This is a genomic window from Micromonospora sp. NPDC049523, from assembly GCF_040676775.1.
Classification (GTDB): domain Bacteria; phylum Actinomycetota; class Actinomycetes; order Mycobacteriales; family Micromonosporaceae; genus Micromonospora_G.
The window spans coordinates 335,826-353,309 of record NZ_JBFAPP010000004.1; the positions used below are offsets into that span (position 1 = coordinate 335,826).

At 70.7% G+C, this 17,484-nt stretch carries 17 protein-coding genes; 7 read left to right on the top strand and 10 right to left on the bottom strand.

The genetic code is table 11. The features are described from left to right. Nucleotides 1–57 precede the first annotated feature (57 nt). Both AB0J90_RS08265 and AB0J90_RS08270 read right to left on the bottom strand, forming a co-directional pair. Nucleotides 58–795 (bottom strand): class F sortase, encoded by a 738-nt coding sequence (locus AB0J90_RS08265; RefSeq protein WP_363593478.1) that lies wholly within the window; start codon nt 793–795, stop codon nt 58–60. Further along, nucleotides 779–1,528, bottom strand: coding sequence for a hypothetical protein (locus AB0J90_RS08270; RefSeq protein ID WP_363593480.1), 750 nt, complete (start codon nt 1,526–1,528; stop codon nt 779–781). Before AB0J90_RS08270 ends, AB0J90_RS08265 begins: the two co-directional genes overlap by 17 nt. A gap of 467 nt (nt 1,529–1,995) precedes the next feature. On the opposite strand from AB0J90_RS08270, the gene AB0J90_RS08275 reads away from it, so the two are divergent. After that, nucleotides 1,996–3,786, top strand: coding sequence for a glycoside hydrolase family 6 protein (locus tag AB0J90_RS08275; RefSeq protein WP_363593482.1), 1,791 nt, complete (start codon nt 1,996–1,998; stop codon nt 3,784–3,786). 78 nt (nt 3,787–3,864) lie between these two features. On the opposite strand, the gene AB0J90_RS08280 is transcribed toward AB0J90_RS08275, so the two are convergent. The 3 genes from AB0J90_RS08280 to AB0J90_RS08290 all read right to left on the bottom strand — a co-directional run bounded on the left by AB0J90_RS08280 (nt 3,865) and on the right by AB0J90_RS08290 (nt 5,867). After that, on the bottom strand, nt 3,865–4,230 hold the full coding sequence (locus tag AB0J90_RS08280; protein ID WP_363593484.1) for a hypothetical protein: 366 nt from the start codon (nt 4,228–4,230) through the stop codon (nt 3,865–3,867). 100 nt (nt 4,231–4,330) lie between these two features. Further along, nucleotides 4,331–5,176, bottom strand: a complete 846-nt coding sequence (locus AB0J90_RS08285) for a hypothetical protein (protein ID WP_363593486.1) — start codon at nt 5,174–5,176, stop codon at nt 4,331–4,333. Between the two features lie 13 nt (nt 5,177–5,189). Then, complete coding sequence (locus AB0J90_RS08290) at nt 5,190–5,867, bottom strand: hypothetical protein (RefSeq protein WP_363593487.1); 678 nt, start codon at nt 5,865–5,867, stop codon at nt 5,190–5,192. Nucleotides 5,868–6,201: 334 nt separating this feature from the next. On the opposite strand from AB0J90_RS08290, the gene AB0J90_RS08295 reads away from it, so the two are divergent. The 5 genes from AB0J90_RS08295 (at nt 6,202) to AB0J90_RS08315 (ending at nt 12,313) form a co-directional block, all read left to right on the top strand. After that, nucleotides 6,202–7,689, top strand: a complete 1,488-nt coding sequence (locus tag AB0J90_RS08295; protein ID WP_363593489.1) for a catalase — start codon at nt 6,202–6,204, stop codon at nt 7,687–7,689. Nucleotides 7,690–8,133: 444 nt separating this feature from the next. Next, the gene (locus AB0J90_RS08300) at nt 8,134–10,932 is read left to right on the top strand and encodes a nitrate- and nitrite sensing domain-containing protein (RefSeq protein WP_363593491.1); all 2,799 of its coding nucleotides are present in this window, start codon (nt 8,134–8,136) and stop codon (nt 10,930–10,932) included. Further along, nucleotides 10,932–11,351: a roadblock/LC7 domain-containing protein gene (locus tag AB0J90_RS08305; RefSeq protein WP_363593493.1), complete on the top strand. Its 420-nt coding sequence runs from the start codon at nt 10,932–10,934 to the stop codon at nt 11,349–11,351. Before AB0J90_RS08300 ends, AB0J90_RS08305 begins: the two co-directional genes overlap by 1 nt. Further along, complete coding sequence (locus tag AB0J90_RS08310; protein ID WP_363593495.1) at nt 11,341–11,730, top strand: DUF742 domain-containing protein; 390 nt, start codon at nt 11,341–11,343, stop codon at nt 11,728–11,730. Before AB0J90_RS08305 ends, AB0J90_RS08310 begins: the two co-directional genes overlap by 11 nt. Continuing rightward, nucleotides 11,711–12,313: an ATP/GTP-binding protein gene (locus AB0J90_RS08315; RefSeq protein WP_363593497.1), complete on the top strand. Its 603-nt coding sequence runs from the start codon at nt 11,711–11,713 to the stop codon at nt 12,311–12,313. The genes AB0J90_RS08310 and AB0J90_RS08315 overlap by 20 nt, the downstream gene beginning before the upstream one ends. 13 nt (nt 12,314–12,326) lie before the next feature. On the opposite strand, the gene AB0J90_RS08320 is transcribed toward AB0J90_RS08315, so the two are convergent. The 5 genes from AB0J90_RS08320 to AB0J90_RS08340 form a co-directional block, all read right to left on the bottom strand. Next, nucleotides 12,327–12,983 (bottom strand): LUD domain-containing protein, encoded by a 657-nt coding sequence (locus AB0J90_RS08320; RefSeq protein WP_363593499.1) that lies wholly within the window; start codon nt 12,981–12,983, stop codon nt 12,327–12,329. Nucleotides 12,984–13,001: 18 nt separating this feature from the next. Further along, a complete protein-coding gene (locus AB0J90_RS08325) occupies nt 13,002–14,447 on the bottom strand; it encodes a LutB/LldF family L-lactate oxidation iron-sulfur protein (RefSeq protein WP_363593501.1) in 1,446 nt (481 codons plus the stop codon). Continuing rightward, nucleotides 14,444–14,602, bottom strand: a complete 159-nt coding sequence (locus AB0J90_RS08330) for a hypothetical protein (RefSeq protein WP_363593503.1) — start codon at nt 14,600–14,602, stop codon at nt 14,444–14,446. Before AB0J90_RS08330 ends, AB0J90_RS08325 begins: the two co-directional genes overlap by 4 nt. Further along, nucleotides 14,599–15,384 carry a (Fe-S)-binding protein gene (locus tag AB0J90_RS08335; protein WP_363593505.1) on the bottom strand — a complete coding sequence of 262 codons (786 nt, stop codon included), beginning with the start codon at nt 15,382–15,384 and terminating at the stop codon, nt 14,599–14,601. Before AB0J90_RS08335 ends, AB0J90_RS08330 begins: the two co-directional genes overlap by 4 nt. A gap of 138 nt (nt 15,385–15,522) precedes the next feature. After that, a complete protein-coding gene (locus AB0J90_RS08340; protein WP_363593507.1) occupies nt 15,523–16,209 on the bottom strand; it encodes a GntR family transcriptional regulator in 687 nt (228 codons plus the stop codon). Nucleotides 16,210–16,371: 162 nt separating this feature from the next. Here AB0J90_RS08340 and AB0J90_RS08345 point away from each other — a divergent pair, with 162 nt between their 5' ends. After that, nucleotides 16,372–17,436: a lactonase family protein gene (locus AB0J90_RS08345; RefSeq protein ID WP_363593509.1), complete on the top strand. Its 1,065-nt coding sequence runs from the start codon at nt 16,372–16,374 to the stop codon at nt 17,434–17,436. The last annotated feature ends 48 nt before the right edge of the window (nt 17,437–17,484 follow it).

Sequence of the window (17,484 nt, forward strand, 5' to 3'; positions counted from 1 at the left end):
GTTGGGGACCCGACCAGGATCGGAAGCACGCACGTCGATTGCTGGTGAAGGCCGGCGCTACCGTGCCGTGGCGCCACTGGCGGACGCGAACACGATGATGTTGTCCGGGTAGCTGCGCTTCTTCTGGTCGAACCTGCCGCCGCAGGTGACCAGGCGCAGGCCCGCCTTGTCCGACGGTCCGTAGACCAGGTCGGTGGGAAAGGCGGTCTTCGGGTACGCCTTGACGCCGTCGACGGTGAACTCGGCGACGCTGCCGTCCTTGCGGGGAACCTGGATCTTGTCGCCGGTTTTCAACGCACCGAGCTTGAAGAAGACCGCGGGTCCGGTTTCGTGTGAGTCGACGTGCCCGACGATGACCGCGTTGCCGATCTCGCCGGGGCTGGGGCCGAGTCGGTACCAGCCCGCGAGTTCGGCCTTGCTCAACGGCGGCACCTCGATCATGCCGGCCTTGTCGACCCCCAGCGACATCAGCTTGGCCTCGACGCCGATCTTCGGGACGGTGACGCGGGTCGGTTCGGAGCGTGCCATCCCAGTCGGCCGGCTCGCCGAGGGGCTCGGGGCGGGTGCTGACAGGTCCGGGTCGACCGGCGACGCGGAGGTGTTCGAGCCGACGTACTCGGGCGCGGCCTCCGCCGCGGGCTGGGGCGGCAGTTCCGTGGTCTGGTTCAGCGAGGCGCCGAGCAGACTGGCCCCGCCCAGCGCGAGTACGGCGACGAGGGCATAGCCGGCGCCGTGCCAGGTGGTCGCGTGGCGGCCGCCGGACCGTCCCCTCGACGTCTCAGACGAGTGAGCCATCGATCCGACGCCGCCGCATCAGGACGATGCCGCCGAGCACGGCCGCGCCCAGCATCGCCGCTCCGCTGGTCGCTAGACCGTTGTCGCCCGCCCCACCGTCGCCGCCGTCGACCCAGCCGGTCGGTACGACCACCAGGCTCCCGAAGCCGCAGGAACCCTTGAGCTTGTAATGTCCCGGCGTCGCGTCGGCCGGGATCTCGGCGGTGGCCCGGTAGGCGTAGCTACGGCTCTGCGCGCCCCCTGTTCCGGACCCGCCGTCGGCTTCGGCATCCTCGGCCGTCGGTGTCTCGGCCTCGGCGGATTCTTCGGCCTTCGGTGCCTCGGCCTTCGGTGTCTCGGCCTTCGTCGGGTCGTGCGCGTCGGCGTGGCCGTTGGTGGGGTCGTCCGGTGTGGTGGAGGATTCCACCGCCTCGGGTGCATAGTCCTCGACCGGTCCCAGGTCGGCGGCGGGCGGCGCCTCTTCGGGAGCGGCCGGCCTGTCGCGTTCTGGGTTCAGTTCCAGCTTCCCGGTCAGCTCGGACCAGACCCAGGGACTCTCCTGCGGCTGGTCGCAGACCTCGACGATGGTCACCTCGTGACCGGGCTTCGCCCACTGTGGCTTCGTCGACATCTGGCCTGCGTCGGTGGCGGTGGGAGAGGGGTCCGCCGAGGCGATCCCGGGCGTACCGACAAGCAGAGAGGCGCCACCGAGGGCAGCTCCGGCGACAACCTTGCCGAGAAAGTTCCTGGACATAACGTCCGTCACTCCTTCCCCTGTTCACCGTGGCCCGACGGCAGCCGAACCAAAACCGAGGCTAGCTGGTTTGTGAGCTTTCGTCGGATTAATGCGCCATCGCCCCCGTACGGGTGACGGCCTCAGCCCGTCGAGCGGTTGCAGGGGCTGCGGGCAGGGGGAGAGGATGGCCAGGGATCGGTGGATGTCGCTGGGGTGTTGTGGTGGAAGCGCTCCCATGCAAGAATTCATCCACTGTGTAGGGGAGCCATACCGCGCAGTGGACGTCGAGGGCATCCGGTCTCCGGACGACGTCGACCCGGCCGGTAGCTACGGCCGGCACCACCACCGTTCTTTGCTGCCCGTCCGGGCCGGGCAATCGAAGTCCCCATGGCGCCTCGTGGACCATCCCACCGGTTCACGTCCGCGAGGCCGCCGCGCGCCGGGCCCCGCCATCGCGGACCGGCTGGCCCAAGGAGATCAGTCGCATGAATTTACGGAGTAGATTGTCCGGCCGACGCAAAGCAGTGGTGCTGGCGGCCGCGAGCACGTTGGTGGCCGCCGGTCTCGTCACCCTCCCGGTCACCGTGGCCCACGCGGCCACCCAGTGCAGCGTCACGTACACCACCAGCCAGTGGCAGGGCGGCTTCAGCGCCAACCTGACCATCCGGAACATCGGCGACCCGCTGAACGGGTGGACACTCGGCTTCACCTTCCCCAACAGCAGCCAGCGGGTGCAGCAGGGCTGGTCGGCAACCTGGAGCCAGTCGGGAAGCCAGGTGACCGCGCAGAGCATGTCGTGGAACGGCTCGCTGGCCACCGGAGCCTCGACCGGCATCGGCTTCAACGGTGCCTGGAGCGGCAGCAACCCAGCGCCGACCTCGTTCACCATCAACGGGACCGTGTGCAACGGCGGTACGCCCACCACCCCGCCGACCACCCCGCCCACGACTCCGCCGACCACCCCGCCGACGACACCTCCCACGACTCCGCCGACCACCACCCCGCCGCCGACCACGCCTCCGCCGGGTGGACCGCGGGTGGACAACCCGTACGTGGGTGTCACGGGTTACGTGAACCCGGACTGGAAGGCCAAGGCGGACGCCGAGCCCGGCGGTAGCCGGATCTCGAACAACCCGACCGGCGTCTGGATGGACCGGATCGCGGCGATCAACGGATCCGCCTCCGCCCGTGGTCTGCGGGCGCACCTGGACACCGCACTGGCGCAGGGTGCCGGCTACATCCAGATCGTCATCTACAACCTGCCCGGCCGGGACTGTGCGGCGCTCGCGTCCAACGGTGAACTGGGGCCGACAGACCTGCCCCGGTACAAGACGGAGTACATCGACCCGATCGCGGCGATCATGGGTGACGCCAAGTACCGCAACCTGCGGATCATCAACGTGATCGAGATCGACTCGCTGCCGAACCTGGTCACCAACACCGGCAGCCGGCCGACCGCCACGCCGCAGTGCGACGTCATGAAGGCGAACGGCAACTACGTCAACGGCGTCGGGTACGCCCTGGCGAAGCTGGGCGCGCTGCCGAACACGTACAACTACATCGACGCCGGCCACCACGGCTGGATCGGCTGGGACGACAACTTCGCCCCGTCGGCGACCCTGTTCGCCGAGGCCGCTCGTGCCTCCGGCAGCACGGTGAACAACGTGCACGGCTTCATCGTCAACACCGCCAACTACGGCCCGCTGACCGAGCCGTACTTCAACATCAACAGCACGGTGGGCGGTACGTCGGTGCGGCAGTCCTCGTGGGTCGACTGGAACCGCTACGTGGACGAGCAGTCGTTCGCCCAGGCGTTCCGTACCCAGCTCATCAGCGCCGGCTTCAACTCCAACGTCGGCATGCTGATCGACACCGGCCGTAACGGTTGGGGTGGCTCGGCCCGTCCGACCGGCCCCGGCCCGCAGACCGACGTGAACGCCTTCGTCAACGGCGGTCGTCTCGACCGGCGCATCCACCTCGGCAACTGGTGCAACCAGAGCGGTGCCGGTATCGGCGAGCGCCCGCGGGCCGCGCCGGCCGCTGGTATCGACGCCTACGTCTGGATCAAGCCCCCGGGCGAGTCCGACGGCGCCAGCCGGGAGATCCCGAACAACGAAGGCAAGGGCTTCGACCGGATGTGCGACCCGACGTACACCGGCAACGCCCGCAACGGCAACAACATGAGTGGCGCCCTGCCCGACGCCCCGCTCTCCGGGGCCTGGTTCTCGGCCCAGTTCCAGCAGCTCATGCAGAACGCGTACCCGCCGCTGTCGTAGCGCTCGGGTAGGCAGGCCACACAGCACGGGATCCCTGGTCCGACCGTCGAGGTCGGGCCAGGGATCCATGCGTACGGGTCAGGGAACGGTCTTCTCGATCGCGGCCGCGCCCTGTTCCGCCAACATCCGGCGGGCTCGTTCGAGGTTGGCCGGGGTGGGGTCGGCACCCCACGCGGCGACCAGGTCCTCCGGTTCCCAGGGCTGTTCGGCGCCGGTACGGGTCTGGTCCGAACCGGGGTAGCCGCCGCCCTGCGAGTCGCCGATCAGCTCCTCGGTGGGCGGAAAGTCACCCGGTACGTCGTCCGGCCCGATGAACTCGGGTGTGTTCGCATCCCGCCCGCCACCCGTTCTGAGCTGGGGCAGGGTGCTCTCGTCGTCGGCGGCCGAGGCCATCTCCGGGGACTCCTCCAGCGGCCGGTCCAGGCCCGGATCGCGCTCCGTCATGTTGCTGCCCTCCTGTCCGGTAGCGGCGTCGTTCCCATCGGACTCGGCTACCCGGGATCGTCGGCGCCATGCCGACTCGTACCCGGTCGGGTGACGGGGGTCAGTGGTCGAGCACCCGGTCGAGGAAGTCGCGGTAGCGGCGGATGCTCAGCCGGATCCGTTCGGTCTCACCGGCATGCTCCGCGCCGGCACCGCCGTCGTCGAGCTTGTCGCGCTGCGCGGCGAGTGCGGAGGTGAGCGACTCGACGGCCTCGCCGACCAGCCCGCGCGCCTCATCGAGGGCGGCCTGCGGGTCGTCCACGAAGCGCAACTGCACATCCCGCCAGCGGTCCCGAAGCCCCGCGGTGGTTTCCGGGTCGAGCAGCGGCCCGAACCCGTCCCCATCGGCCTGAACCGCGGTATTCGAGGCTGCGGCACTCGGAGCTGCGGTACTCGGAGCGGTCGCGGCCGTATCCGGCTCGGGGGTCGGGTTGTCGGACGCCTGGCCGTCGGACAGGCCGTTGTCGGGGCCCACGGTCTGGTCTTCCCGGGCGTCGAACTCGTCGGTCCGGTTTCCGCTGGCCAGCGCCGACGCGGCGACCGCGCCGCCGACCGTCGGGGCGCCGAAGGTGGTCGGCAGCGGTGCCGGCTCGTGGAACTCGACCCGGTCGAGATCGTCGGCCCGGTCCCGACCGTCGACCCGGTCGAGATCGTCGTCCAGCCGATCGCGGGCGAGGTCGTCGTCGAGCCGATCCCGGTCGGGATCGTCCAGCGGGTCGCGGTCGTCGGTGCGGTCCGGGTCGTCGGTCCGGTCGAGATCGTCGACGCCGTCGGTGCGATCCCGGCCGTTCACCCGGTCGGGGTCGTCGGCCCGGTCCGGGTCGTCGGGCCAGTCCCGGTCGTCGACCTGTACGGGGGTGCGGGCGGCCTGCTGGTCGTCCTGGTTCTGCTGGTCGTGCTGGCGCATGGGGATGTACTCCTCACCGGCTTGGCGCGTCCTGCGGCGACTGCCGCGGGGCGGGCTCTGGGGTGTGCTGAGGCTTCTGGGGCTGGGAATCCGATTCGTCGGCCCGGGGCCGGGTGACCGGCTCGTCCGGGCGTACCGGTTCGGTTCCGGGGTCGGTGCCGAGATCGGTGCCGAGCAGGTCGGCGAAGAGGGCCCGGTAATGCACCAGGGCCTGACGCAGGTCCTCCGTGTCGGCCTCGCCGCGCTGGTCGCGCAGGCGGATCTCGTGGGCGTCGCGGTAGTGCGACAGGGTGCGGGCGTGCTCGACGGAGAGGGTGGCGAGCTGCTCGTCGTAGTCCCCGGTCGGGTAGCCGCGCTCGGCGATCAGGCGGGTGACCAGTTCGTCGGCCGCGCCGACCGAGTCGTTGGGGGCGTCGACGAAGTTGGCCTGGATGTCCGCCCAGGTGGTGGCGTACCGCTGACGGGACTCCTCGGAGAGCGGGGTGAGCGTCAGCTCGGCGTGCCGGCGGGTACGTTCGCGCAGTTCCCGCTCGGCGTCGCCGCGGCTCTCCCGTTCGGCGACGGCCTGGTCGTACTCCGGCCCGAACTGGCGTCGGAGCGCGGCCCGGCGGCTGACCGCCCAGATCGACGCGGCGATGACCACGACGAGTACGGCGGCCACGACAATGACGATGACCTGCGTGGGTGACATGGGATCCTCCTTCGCCCTCTGCTATTCCCGCTGCGAGGTGATCGCCAATCCCCGGTCGGGATATTTTCGTTCGATCCTCGGGCGAGTCGACCCGTTCGTGATGCTCTGTCTGATATTGGGGGTGATTCGCGGCACCTCGTTGGTAGCCGCCCAACCCTGGTTGTTAACTTGACTCATTCCAAAAAACGCGCTTTGGTGGTGGGGTGCCGGTCGAGTCGAGTGGTTTGCGGCGCCGAGCGCGAGTTGTTCGCCGCTGCGCTGATTCGCCGGTTTGCGCCGAGATCATTTTCTGGGGCCGCTGTCCTGGCTTCCAGGAATCGTCAGGAGGAGAAGCATGAGCGATCCGGCCGAGAAGGCAACGCTCACGACCCGTCAGGGTCACCCCGTGCACAACAACCAGCAGCAGCGCACCGTCGGGTCACGCGGCCCGGCCACCCTGGAGAACTACCACTTCCTCGAGAAGATCAGCCACTTCGACCGGGAGCGGATCCCGGAGCGGGTGGTGCATGCCCGCGGGTTCGTCGCGCACGGTGAGTTCGAGGCGTACGGCAGGATCGGTGACGAGCCGGCGTCGACGTACACCCGGGCCAAGCTTTTCCAGACCGAGGGCAAGAAGACCCCGGTCTCGGTCCGCTTCTCCACCGTCATCGGCGGTCGGGACTCCTCCGAGGCAGCCCGTGACCCGCGCGGTTTCGCGGTGAAGTTCCGTACCGAGGACGGCAACTGGGACCTGGTCGGCAACAACCTGCCGGTCTTCTTCATCCGGGACGCGATCAAATTCCCGGACGTGATCCACTCGCTCAAGCCGGACCCGGTGACCTTCCGTCAGGAACCCAACCGGATCTTCGACTTCATGTCGAACACCCCCGAGTCGATGCACATGCTGACCTGGCTGTTCAGCCCGCGCGGCATCCCGGCCAACTACCGGACCCAGGACGGCTTCGGGGTGAACACCTACCGGATGGTCAACGCCGCCGGTGAGGGTGTGCTGGTCAAGTACCACTGGAAGTCGCGGCAGGGCATCGAGTCGCTGACCGAGGAGCAGGCCGCCGCGATCCAGGCCACCGAGCTGGGCCACGCCTCGAAGGACCTCTACGAGGCGATCGAGCGCGGCGAGTTCCCGCAGTGGGAGCTCAACGTGCAGATCATGAGCGACGACGAGCACCCGGAGCTGGACTTCGACCCGCTCGACGACACCAAGACCTGGCCGGAGGACGTCTTCCCGCTGCGTCCGGTCGGCGTGATGACGCTCGACCGCAACATCACCGACCACCACAACGAGAACGAGCAGATCGCGTTCGGCACCGGCGTACTGGTCGACGGGCTGGACTTCAGCGACGACAAGATGCTCGTCGGCCGGACCTTCTCCTACTCCGACACCCAGCGCTACCGGGTCGGCCCGAACTACCTCCAACTCCCGGTGAACGCGCCGCGCGAGGACGTACGGGTGAGCACCAACCAGGGCGGCGGCCAGATGTCGTACGGGGTGGACAACCGGGGCGGCAACCCGCACATCAACTTCGAGCCGTCGTCGGTCGCCGGTCTGCGCGAGGCCGACGACTCCTACCGCGAGTACCGGCCACACGTGTCGGGTCAGGTGCTGCGGGCGCCGATCGAGCGGCAGAACAACTACGCCCAGGCCGGTGAGCGGTTCCGCACGATGCCCGAGTGGGAGCGTGACGACCTGGTGAAGAACTTCGTCGACCTGCTGGGCCAGTGCGACAAGCACATCCAGGAAAAAATGGTCTGGCACTTCGACCAGGCGGACGAGGCGTTTGGTCGCCGGGTGGCCGAGGGCCTCGGCCTGACCGCCAACTCCTGAACCGATTGGTCCATCCCGGTCCCACATGAGCGGTCGCCGGTACGGACGCGAGTAACACCGAGTACGCGCGAGATGCCCCGGACATAACCTCCGGGGCATCTCGTTTTTGCTGCCCAGCGCGCATGCTGTCGCTCTAAGGTGCGACGGAATGACTGGGTGTGCTGACCCCCGACTCGGCCCGTACGCCGATGGCTCGCGCTTGTCCGGCAATAGCGGCAGCGTGACAGTGACAATGGCACCACGGTGGTGGACCGATCGGGGCGCAGGTCCGATCGGGTCGAGTTTGGACAGTGGTCGGGAACCCGACCCGGAAGGTCCGGTAGTGCATACGTCTCCGATTACGTATCCTGCCGGAGGCGCACGCTCGAATTTCGTGACTCCGTCAGGAGGACACGGACCGGCCGGGCCCGGTTTTCCCCTCCTGCCACCCCCGGGCGAGGTCCGATGAATAGCCGTAACTGGACGATCCGCTCAAAGATCATCGCGTTGGTCGCCGTGCCGATCGCCGCGCTGCTGGCGCTGTGGATCTTCGCCACCCTGCTCACCGTCGAGCCCGCCACCCGGCTGCTCTCCGCGCAGTCCCTGCTCGAAAAGATCGGCCACCCGGGCACCGCCGTGATCGGTGAACTACAGGCCGAACGCCGGCTCTCCGTGCGCTACCTGGCCGGCGGTGACCTGGCCGCCCTGAACGAACAGCGGGCGAAGACCGACCAGGCGGTGGCCGAGATGCGGCGCCTCACCTACGGCAGCGGCCTGCTCGACTCCGGCGGCGACCAACTCCGTGGCCGGGTCGACCAGCTCTTCGTGGCCCTCGACGCGCTGCCCTCCGGCCGGGGCTTCATCGACCGCAAGGACATGGACCGGGCCGGGGCGTTCGGTCTCTACAGCAGCACCGTCTCGCTCACCTACCGGGTCTTCGACTCGATGGCCGCGCTGGGTGTGGACGGCGTCAACGTGGAGTCGCTCAACGTGATCGCCCTCGGTCGCGCCCGCGAGGTGCTCGACCAGGTCGACGCCGTACTCGCCGGGGCGTTTGTCGCCGGACGGTTCGCCGAGGGGGAATACCCGCAGGTCGTGCAGGCGATCGGCACCCAGCGCTTCCTCTACGAGGAGTCGGTGGCGAACCTGCCGGACGGCGACCGGGCCGCGTACCAGCGGATGGTCGACGGTGACGACTTCATCCGGGTCCGGGCGATGATGGCCGACGTGATCGCCAAGGGCCGTACCGGCGCCGCGGTGCCGGTCAGCGCCGAGGCGTGGCGGACCAGTTACGACAACACCCAGCGGCAGCTGCACGACTTCGAGCTGGCCGCCGCCGACACGCTCACCGACCGGGCCAAGCCGGTCGCGGTCCAGGTGCTGGTCCGGCTCGGCCTCGCCGGCCTGCTCGGACTGGCCGCGGTCATCCTGTCCATGTTCATCGCGATCCGGGTCGGCCGCTCGCTGATCGGTCGGCTGACCGGCCTGCGTACGGCCGCACTGGACCTTGCCGGCAACCGGCTGCCCGACGTCGTCGGGCGGTTGCGCCGGGGCGAGGACGTCGACGTCGCCCGCGAGTCACCGGACCTGGAGTACGGCCGGGACGAGATCGGCCAGGTCGGCAACGCGTTCAGCGAGGTGCAGCGCACCGCCGTACGTTCCGCGGTGGACGAGGCGGGCCTGCGGCGCGGGATGAACGAGGTCTTCCTCAACATCGCCCGGCGCAGCCAGACCCTGCTGCACCGCCAACTCGCGCTGCTCGACAAGATGGAGCGACGGGTCACCGAGCCGGAGGAACTGGAAGACCTCTTCCGGATCGACCACATGGCCACCCGGATGCGCCGCCACGCGGAGGACCTGGTCATCCTCGCCGGTGCCGCACCCGGCCGGGGCTGGCGCAACCCGGTCGCGATGGTCGACGTGATGCGCGGCGCGATCTCCGAGGTCGAGGACTACGCGCGGGTCGACGTGGCGGCCGTACAACCCGCGTCGACAGTCGGCCCGGCGGTCGGCGACGTCATCCACCTGCTGGCCGAGCTGATCGAGAACGCCACCTCGTTCTCGCCGCCGCACACCCGGGTACGGGTCACCGGCCAACTCCTCCCGAACGGGTACGCCGTCGAGGTCGAGGACCGGGGCCTGGGCATGACCCCCGAGGCACTGGAGCTGGCGAACCGGCGGTTGGCCGACCCACCCGAGTTCGACCCGGTGAACAGCGCCCGGCTGGGCCTGTTCGTGGTCGCCCAACTCGGCGCCAGGCACGGGGTCAAGGTGCAACTGCGCCCGTCCCCGTACGGCGGGGTGACCGCGGTGGCGTTGATCCCCGGCGAGCTGGTCGCGCCCGGCAACGGCCCGCTCGCCCTGCCCGGTCGACCGGCCGAACCGGTCGACGAGGCCGACACGGTCGAGGCCGGCGAGCTGGTGGAGCCGGGGTCCGGGCCGGCGCCCGGTGCGGTGTCGGCGACGCTTTCCGGGGCGCTGGCCTCGCGTAGCGGCGGCCCGGGCACCCGGGCCGGGCTGACCGGCCTGACCGGTTCCGGCCAGCGGGCCGGCGCTGGGTTGCCGGAGCGCCGGGCACGGACCCTGGGTCGGTTGACCGCCGTTCCGAGCGCACCGGACCGGGACGCACCGGACCGGACCGCCAACCCGTTCGCGTCGCCCGTCGGCACGCCCGCCGAAGCGCTTCCGCCGCCCGCCGACCCCGCCGCGGCTCCGGTGGGTGAGGACGGCCTGCCCCGCCGGATCCGGCAGACCAGCCTGGCACCGCAGCTGCGCGAGCCGACGGTGCCGGCCGAGCCGGCCACCCGCGCCGTCGTCGGCGAGGGCGCACCGACCCAGCGGCCGAAGCCGGCCGCGGCCCGCTCGCCCGAGGAGGTTCGGGCGATGATGTCGGCGATGCAGGCCGGCACCGCTCGTGGGCGTCGTGACGCGGCGGGTCCGACCGATTCGCCCACCGTCCAACTGGCGACCATCAAGCCGCACACCGCCGCGCCGCAAGCCCCTGCCGCGCCGACGGTTTCCGTACGGCCTCCGCTCTCCGGCAACGGCAGCCCGCTCGGGACCGCGCCCTCGGGCAACGGCGGCCCGACCACGACGACTCCTTCCGGCAACGGCAAGCCCGTCGAGACCGCGCCCTCGGGCGACGGCAAGCCGGTCGAGAGCGCTGCTCCGGGGGACGACGCGCCGGTCACCGCCCCGCCGGCCAGCTCAGCCGATGCCCCGGTCGCCGACCCGGGCTCCACCGATTCTGGAAGGGACGCGTAGTGGTGCACCCGACGAGGCCGGCCGATCTCGCCTGGCTCCTCGACGACCTGGTGGAGCGCGTACCGACGGCGGAACAGGCCGTAGTGCTCTCCGCGGACGGGTTGCTGATGGCCGCGTCCCGCGGGCTGTCCCAGGAGGACGCCGAGCACATGTCCGCGATGGCCGCCGGCTTCCAGAGCCTGGCCAAGGGGGCGAGCCGGCAGTTCACCGCCGGACCGGTACGGCAGACCGTGGTCGAGATGGAGTCGGCGTTCCTCTTCGTCACCGCCGCCGGGCAGGGGGCCTGCCTGGCCGTGCTCTGTGGTGCCGACTCCGACATCGGCCTGATCGCGTACGAGATGGCGATGCTGGTGACGAGGGTCGGCGAATACCTGAGCACACCGAGCCGTGGCGCTGGGGTGACCGCCGATGCAAGATGACCTGCCCGGACCACACCACGACTGGCTGGATTCCGACGCCGGGCCGGTGGTCCGCCCGTACATGATGACGGGGGGTCGGGTCCGGCCGGCGATCGGCGGCTTCGACCTGGTCGCGTTCGTGGTCGCGGCGGTGCCCAGCGGCGACAGCCGGGCCGACCCGCTCCAGCCGGAACACCGGCAGATCCTCCGGCTGAGCCAGGAGCCGATCTCGGTCGCCGAGGTCGCCTCCTACCTCGACCTGCCGCTGGGGGTGGTCCGGATCCTCCTCGCCGACCTGCTCACGGCCGACCTGATCGCGATGCACGAACCTTCGTCGGCGCCCAGTTTCCCCGAAGACGACATCCTCAAGGCGGTGGTCAATGGACTCCGTGCGCTCTGACCGGGACAGCTCCGCCCAGCGGATCCCGCTCGCGTTGAAGATCCTGGTCGCCGGTGGCTTCGGGGCCGGCAAGACCACCCTGGTCGGCGCCGTGAGCGAGATCAAGCCGTTGCAGACCGAGGAGATCCTCACCGACGCCGGGGTGGGCACCGACGACCTGGTCGGTGTCGAGAGCAAGACGACCACCACGGTCGCGATGGACTTCGGCCGCATTTCCATCAACGAGGACCTGCAGGTCTACCTCTTCGGCACCCCGGGCCAGGACCGGTTCTGGTTCCTCTGGGACGAGTTGGCGTTCGGCGCCCTCGGGGCGGTGGTGCTGGCCGACACCCGCCGGCTCGCCGACTGTTTCCCGTCGGTGGACTACTTCGAGCGGCGGGGTACGCCGTTCGTGGTCGGGGTGAACTGCTTCGAGGGCGCGCAACAGTTCAGCCCGGCCTCGGTTCGGGTCGCGCTGGATCTCGACCCGGACGTGCCGGTTGTCCTCTGCGACGCCCGCAGCCGCCAGTCCGGCAAGGGCGTACTGGTCAGCCTGGTCGAGCACGTCGCCGCGCGGCGGGGCGTACCGGTTTCGGCGAACTGATCGCCGCCGCCGGTCAGCCGGCCACGATCAGCACGTCCAGCCGGCGCGGACCGTGCACACCCTCGACCCGGTTCAGCTCGATGTCGCTGGTCGCCGACGGCCCGGAGACCAGGGTCAGCGGCCGGGTCGGGTCGGTGAGCCGGTGCAGTGCCTGCGGCACCCCGCCGACGACCTGACCGGCCCGCACGACGCAGACATGGTGGTCGGGGACCAGGGTGAGCAGCCGTCGGCCCTGGTCGGCGCCGGTGTCGAGGATCAGCGTGCCGGTCTGGGCGATCGCCACCGCGCAGCCGGTCACCACGGCGAGCCCCGGCGCGTCCAGGTCGGTCACCGTCAGGGGCCGCGGCTCGCCGTCGCGCACGACCGTCCCCGGGTACGCGGACAGCCAGCCGGCCGGCAGTCCCGCCGCGACCGCCACCGCCGGTACGCCGTCGAGCAGCCCGCCCAGCGCCTGCGCGATCCCGTCGGGGTTGCAGTGGGTGACCGTGGCCTTGTAGTCGACCAGCCGGTCCACCAGCAGCTCGACCAGGGCCGGATCGGTCCCACCGCCGGGGCCGCCCGGCTGCGCGTCGGCCGGTTCCGGCTGGACCACGTACTGCCGGGGCACGGTGACCGGGGCGATCGGTGCGACCGCCCGCAGCCGGGCCATGATCTCGTCCCGAGCGCTCACGACAGCTCCCTCATGTGTTCAGCCCCGGCCACGGCCGGCCCACCATTCGCGGAAGGTCTCCGGTGCCGGCAGCGGCGCGTCCCGGGTGGAGGTCCAGCCGGACAGCGGCCAGGGCAGGTGCCGGATCGCGGTCTGCCGGCCACCCCGGCGCAACGGGGCGGAACCACGCCGGGCCGCGCGCAGGGCGGCGGTGTAGCGGCGACGGTCCCGCATTACCCAGGACATCGCCCGCATCGCGGTCCGTTCCGCCGACGGCCGGCCCCGTTTGGCGTCGACACCTTGCTGGCGCAGGTGCACCAACACCTCGGGAATGTCGATCCGGACCGGGCAGGCGTCGAAGCAGGCGCCGCAGAGCGTCGAGGCGTACGGCAGGGTCCGGTTCGCGCCCGCGTCCGGCCCGGTCATCTGCGGTGACAGGATCGCGCCGATCGGGCCCGGGTAGACCGACCCGTACGCGTGCCCGCCGACCCGCTCGTAGACCGGGCACACGTTCAGGCAGGCCGAGCAGCGGATACAGCGCAACGCCTGCCGCCCGACCGGGTCGGCCCGGGTGTCGGTACGCCCGTTGTCCACCAGCACGATGTGCACCTGCTGCGGCCCGTCGCCCTCGGTGACCCCGGTCCACATCGAGGTGTACGGGTTCATCCGCTCGCCGGTCGAGGAGCGGGGCAGCAGTTGCAGGAACACCTCCAGGTCGCCGAAGGTGGACAGCAGCTTCTCGATCCCCACCACGGAGATCAGCGTCTCCGGCAGGGTGAGGCACATCCGCCCGTTGCCCTCGGATTCGACCACCACCAGGGTGCCGGTGTCGGCGATGGCGAAGTTGGCGCCGGAGACGGCGACCTTGGCGGAGAGGAACTTGGCGCGCAGGTGCCGGCGGGCGGCCTCGGCGAGCGCGGCCGGTTCGTCGGTGAGCGACGAGGCGTCCACGCCGGGCATCCGCTCGGCGAAGATGTCGCGGATCTGGTGCCGGTTGTAGTGGATCGCCGGGACCAGGATGTGCGATGGCTGGTCGTCGGCGAGTTGCACGATCAGCTCGGCCAGGTCGGTCTCCACGGCGTCGATGCCGACCGCTTCGAGCGCCTCGTTCAGCCCGATCTCCTGGGTGGCCATCGACTTGACCTTGACCACCTCGCGGGTGCCGGTCTGCTGGACCAGCCGGGTGACGACCGCGCACGCCTCCGCCGCGTCCCGGGCCCAGTGCACGGTCGCGCCGGCCGCGGTGGCGGCGGCCTCGAACCGGTCGAGCAGTTCGGGGAGCCGGGCCAGCACGTCGTCCTTGATCGCCGCACCGGAGACCCGTAGCGCCTCCCAGTCGGGCACCTCGCCGACCATCCGCAGCCGTTTGTCGCGGATGGTGTGCGTGGCCCGGCGCAGGTTCGCCCGCAACTGCGGGTCGGCGAGCTTGGTCCGCGCGGCGACCGGAAACGGCAGCCGCGCGACGATGTTCCCGGTCCCGGTCATCTCGTTGCCTCCACGTTCCCGGTAGCTGCCACCCGGTTGCCGGTCACCCGGTTGCCGCCCGGGGCCTCCCGGCTCTCGGTCACCCGGTCGCCGTCCGGGGCCTCCCGGCTCTCGGTCACCCGGTCGCCGCCCGGGGGCACCCGGCTCTCGGTCACCTGGCGCTCTCCGCGGTCGGGGTGAGGAGGTCGGCCGTACCGGCGAGGATCTCCGCGTAGTGGATGGCCCGTACCTCGGGGCGGGTGCCGCCGTCGCCGTCGGGTTCGCCGGTACGGCGGGACAGTCCGCCGCCGATGTGCGCCAGGCAGGAGTTGTCCGCCGCGGCGACGTACCGGGCGCCGGTCGAGCAGACCGCGTCGCACTTGTCGGCCAGCATCGCGCCGGAGACCCCGGCGTTCTTGACCGCGAAGGTGCCGCCGAAGCCGCAGCACTCCTGCGCGCCCGGCAGCTCGACCAGGTCGATGTCGCGTACGGCGCGGAGCAGTTGCAGCGGCCGGTCGCCGAGACGCAGCATGCGCAGGCCGTGACAGGTCGGGTGGTACGTGACCCGGTGCGGGAACGAGGCACCGAGGTCGGTCACGCCGAGCACGTCGACCAGCAGTTCGGAGAGTTCGTACGTGCGTGGCGCGAGGTGTGCGACCCGCTCGGCCAGCGCCGGCTCGGAGGCGGCCAGCCGGGGGTACGACTCACGCACCATCGCCACGCACGAACCGGACGGGGCCACCACGGCGTCGTACGGCTCGAAGGTGTCGACGAACCGGCGGACCAGCGGCATCGCCTCGGCCCGGTAACCGCTGTTGGCGTGCATCTGGCCGCAGCAGCTCTGTTCGAGGGGGAACTCGACGGTGTGGCCGAGCCGTTCCAGGATCGTCACCACCGCCTTCCCGGTGCCGGGGAACACCAGGTCGTTGACGCAGGTCACGAAGAGCGCGATGCGCACGGGTTCTCCTTTCGCGGCAGGTCGGTCCGGTCCGCCACGGTCGACGGGTTGGCTGGTCGCGGCATGTCAGGTTGTCTCGAAGACGGGGTTGGTCGCGGCATGTCAGGTTGTCTCGAAGACGGGGCTGGTCGCGGCACGTCAGGTCGTCTCGAAGAAGGGCAGGTGCCGGTCGCGGGCGGCGAGCAGATGGGCGCGCATGGCAGCACCGGCGGTGTCGGCGTCGCCGGCCGTGACCGCGTCCACGATCCGGTGGTGTTCGCGGGCGCTGATCCCGTGGTGGGTGGCCGGGAAGTAGAGCCGGAACAGGTGCAGGTGGGAGCGGAGTCGCACGATCGCGTCGTGTAGCAACCGGTTGCCGGCCTGTTCGGCGACGAGGTGGTGAAATCGGGCGTCCTGGTTGGTGAACTCGGCGATGGCGGCGAAGCCCTCGGTGCCCGGTGCCGGGCCGGGGAGTTCGGCCGCGCCGCGCAGTGCGGCGAGTGCCTCGGCGGGGTCGGGAAGCTCGGCGATCCGGCTGGTGGCGCGTTCGGTGGCGACCGGTTCGAGCAGGAGTCGCATCTCGACCAGTTCGTCGAACTCGGCGCGGGTGAGCAGCGGGGTGGCGGTGTATCCGGCGAGTGCGCGCTTGCGGACCAGCCCGTCGGATTCGAGCCGGGCGAGCGCCTCGCGTACCGGGGTGGGGGAGACCTGTAGCTGTCGGGCGAGGCCGTCGATGTTGATCCGTTCGCCGGGCGCGACGGCATGGTCCATCACCAACGTACGCACCGACTCGTAGACGTCGTCGGCGAGTGTTGTCCGTCGCGCGGGCCGCAATACCTCCACCACGATCGAAGATCCTATAGGATCCATCGCGCGATTAGGAAGGGCCTTTCCCGTCACAAATAGCGGCAACGAGGGGCCCTTCCTTTCAGGCGGAAACCGGTGCGCTCTGGTTGGATCGAGCGGGTGCATCAGCACCAGCAAGCGGGCGGCGGACGGAGCGATGCGATGACTGACGGCGGCGAGGTCGTCTACCTCGGGTGTTACACCGCCGAGGCGGACGGGCGCGGGACCGGCATCGTCGCGGCGCGACGGGATCCGGGCACCGGTGCGCTCGAAACGCTCGGCACGGTCGCCCCGACCGAATCGCCGTCCTTCCTGGCCCGGCACCCGACCCAACCCGTGCTGTACGCGGTCAACGAACGGGCGCAGGGGGCGGTCAGCGCCTGGGCGATCGACGCCGACGCCTCCCTGCGCCCGCTCGGTAGCTGGTCCACCGGTGGCGACAGCCCCTGTCACCTGGCGGTCGCACCCGACGGCGGGCACCTGTTCGCCGCCAACTACGGCAGCGGCAGTGTGTCCGTACATCCGTTGGACCTGGCGGGGGTGCCGGGTGAGCGGACCGACCTGCGGGTGCACGACGGCCATGGGGCCGACCCGGACCGGCAGGCGGGCCCGCACGCGCACATGGTCGCCCCGGCCCCCGACGGCGGGTCGCTGCTCGCGGTGGACCTGGGCACCGACACCCTCTACCGGTACGACCTGGACGCGGTCGGCGGGCGCCTGCTGCCGCGTGAGCCGTTCACCCGGACCCGGCCGGGCACCGGTCCACGGCATCTGGCCCGCCATCCCGACGGGCGGCGGTGTTACCTGGCCGGCGAGCTGGATGCGACGGTGACCGCGTACAGCGTGGAGGGTGGCGGCACGCTGCGCGAGCGCGGGCGGGTCGCGGCGAGTGCCAGGCACGGGCTCGTCCAGCCGTCCGAGATCGCGGTACGACCGGACGGCCGCTTTCTCTACCTTGCCAACCGGGGAGTGGGCACGATTTCGGTGTTCGCGCTCGACGAGGAGATCCCGCGATATGTCACCGAGGTGGCCACCGGCGGCACCTGGCCGAGGCATTTCGCATTGATCGGCACCCACCTTTACGTCGCCGACGAACGGGCCGACGTGGTGAGTGTGTTCGTGGTCGACCCGGCTGCCGGGATTCCCGAGCCGGCGGGCTCGGTCGCGGTGTCGAGTCCCACCTGTGTGCTCGGACCGCTGCTCTCGGTGGCCGTCGCGAACCACTGAGTGGCTCCGGCGGTGGTGATAATTTTTACCGAGATAAATGCTAATCAG

Bases quoted from the DNA above. Each gene is read 5' to 3' on its own strand.
- AB0J90_RS08300 (WP_363593491.1), top strand. From the start codon at position 8,134: ATGAATAGCCGTAACTGGACGATCCGCTCAAAGATCATCGCGTTGGTC.
- AB0J90_RS08280 (WP_363593484.1), bottom strand. From the start codon at position 4,230: ATGACGGAGCGCGATCCGGGCCTGGACCGGCCGCTGGAGGAGTCCCCG.
- AB0J90_RS08325 (WP_363593501.1), bottom strand. From the start codon at position 14,447: ATGACCGGGACCGGGAACATCGTCGCGCGGCTGCCGTTTCCGGTCGCC.
- AB0J90_RS08295 (WP_363593489.1), top strand. From the start codon at position 6,202: ATGAGCGATCCGGCCGAGAAGGCAACGCTCACGACCCGTCAGGGTCAC.
- AB0J90_RS08315 (WP_363593497.1), top strand. From the start codon at position 11,711: ATGGACTCCGTGCGCTCTGACCGGGACAGCTCCGCCCAGCGGATCCCG.
- AB0J90_RS08285 (WP_363593486.1), bottom strand. From the start codon at position 5,176: ATGCGCCAGCACGACCAGCAGAACCAGGACGACCAGCAGGCCGCCCGC.
- AB0J90_RS08275 (WP_363593482.1), top strand. From the start codon at position 1,996: ATGAATTTACGGAGTAGATTGTCCGGCCGACGCAAAGCAGTGGTGCTG.
- AB0J90_RS08270 (WP_363593480.1), bottom strand. From the start codon at position 1,528: ATGTCCAGGAACTTTCTCGGCAAGGTTGTCGCCGGAGCTGCCCTCGGT.
- AB0J90_RS08310 (WP_363593495.1), top strand. From the start codon at position 11,341: ATGCAAGATGACCTGCCCGGACCACACCACGACTGGCTGGATTCCGAC.
- AB0J90_RS08265 (WP_363593478.1), bottom strand. From the start codon at position 795: ATGGCTCACTCGTCTGAGACGTCGAGGGGACGGTCCGGCGGCCGCCAC.
- AB0J90_RS08345 (WP_363593509.1), top strand. From the start codon at position 16,372: ATGACTGACGGCGGCGAGGTCGTCTACCTCGGGTGTTACACCGCCGAG.
- AB0J90_RS08290 (WP_363593487.1), bottom strand. From the start codon at position 5,867: ATGTCACCCACGCAGGTCATCGTCATTGTCGTGGCCGCCGTACTCGTC.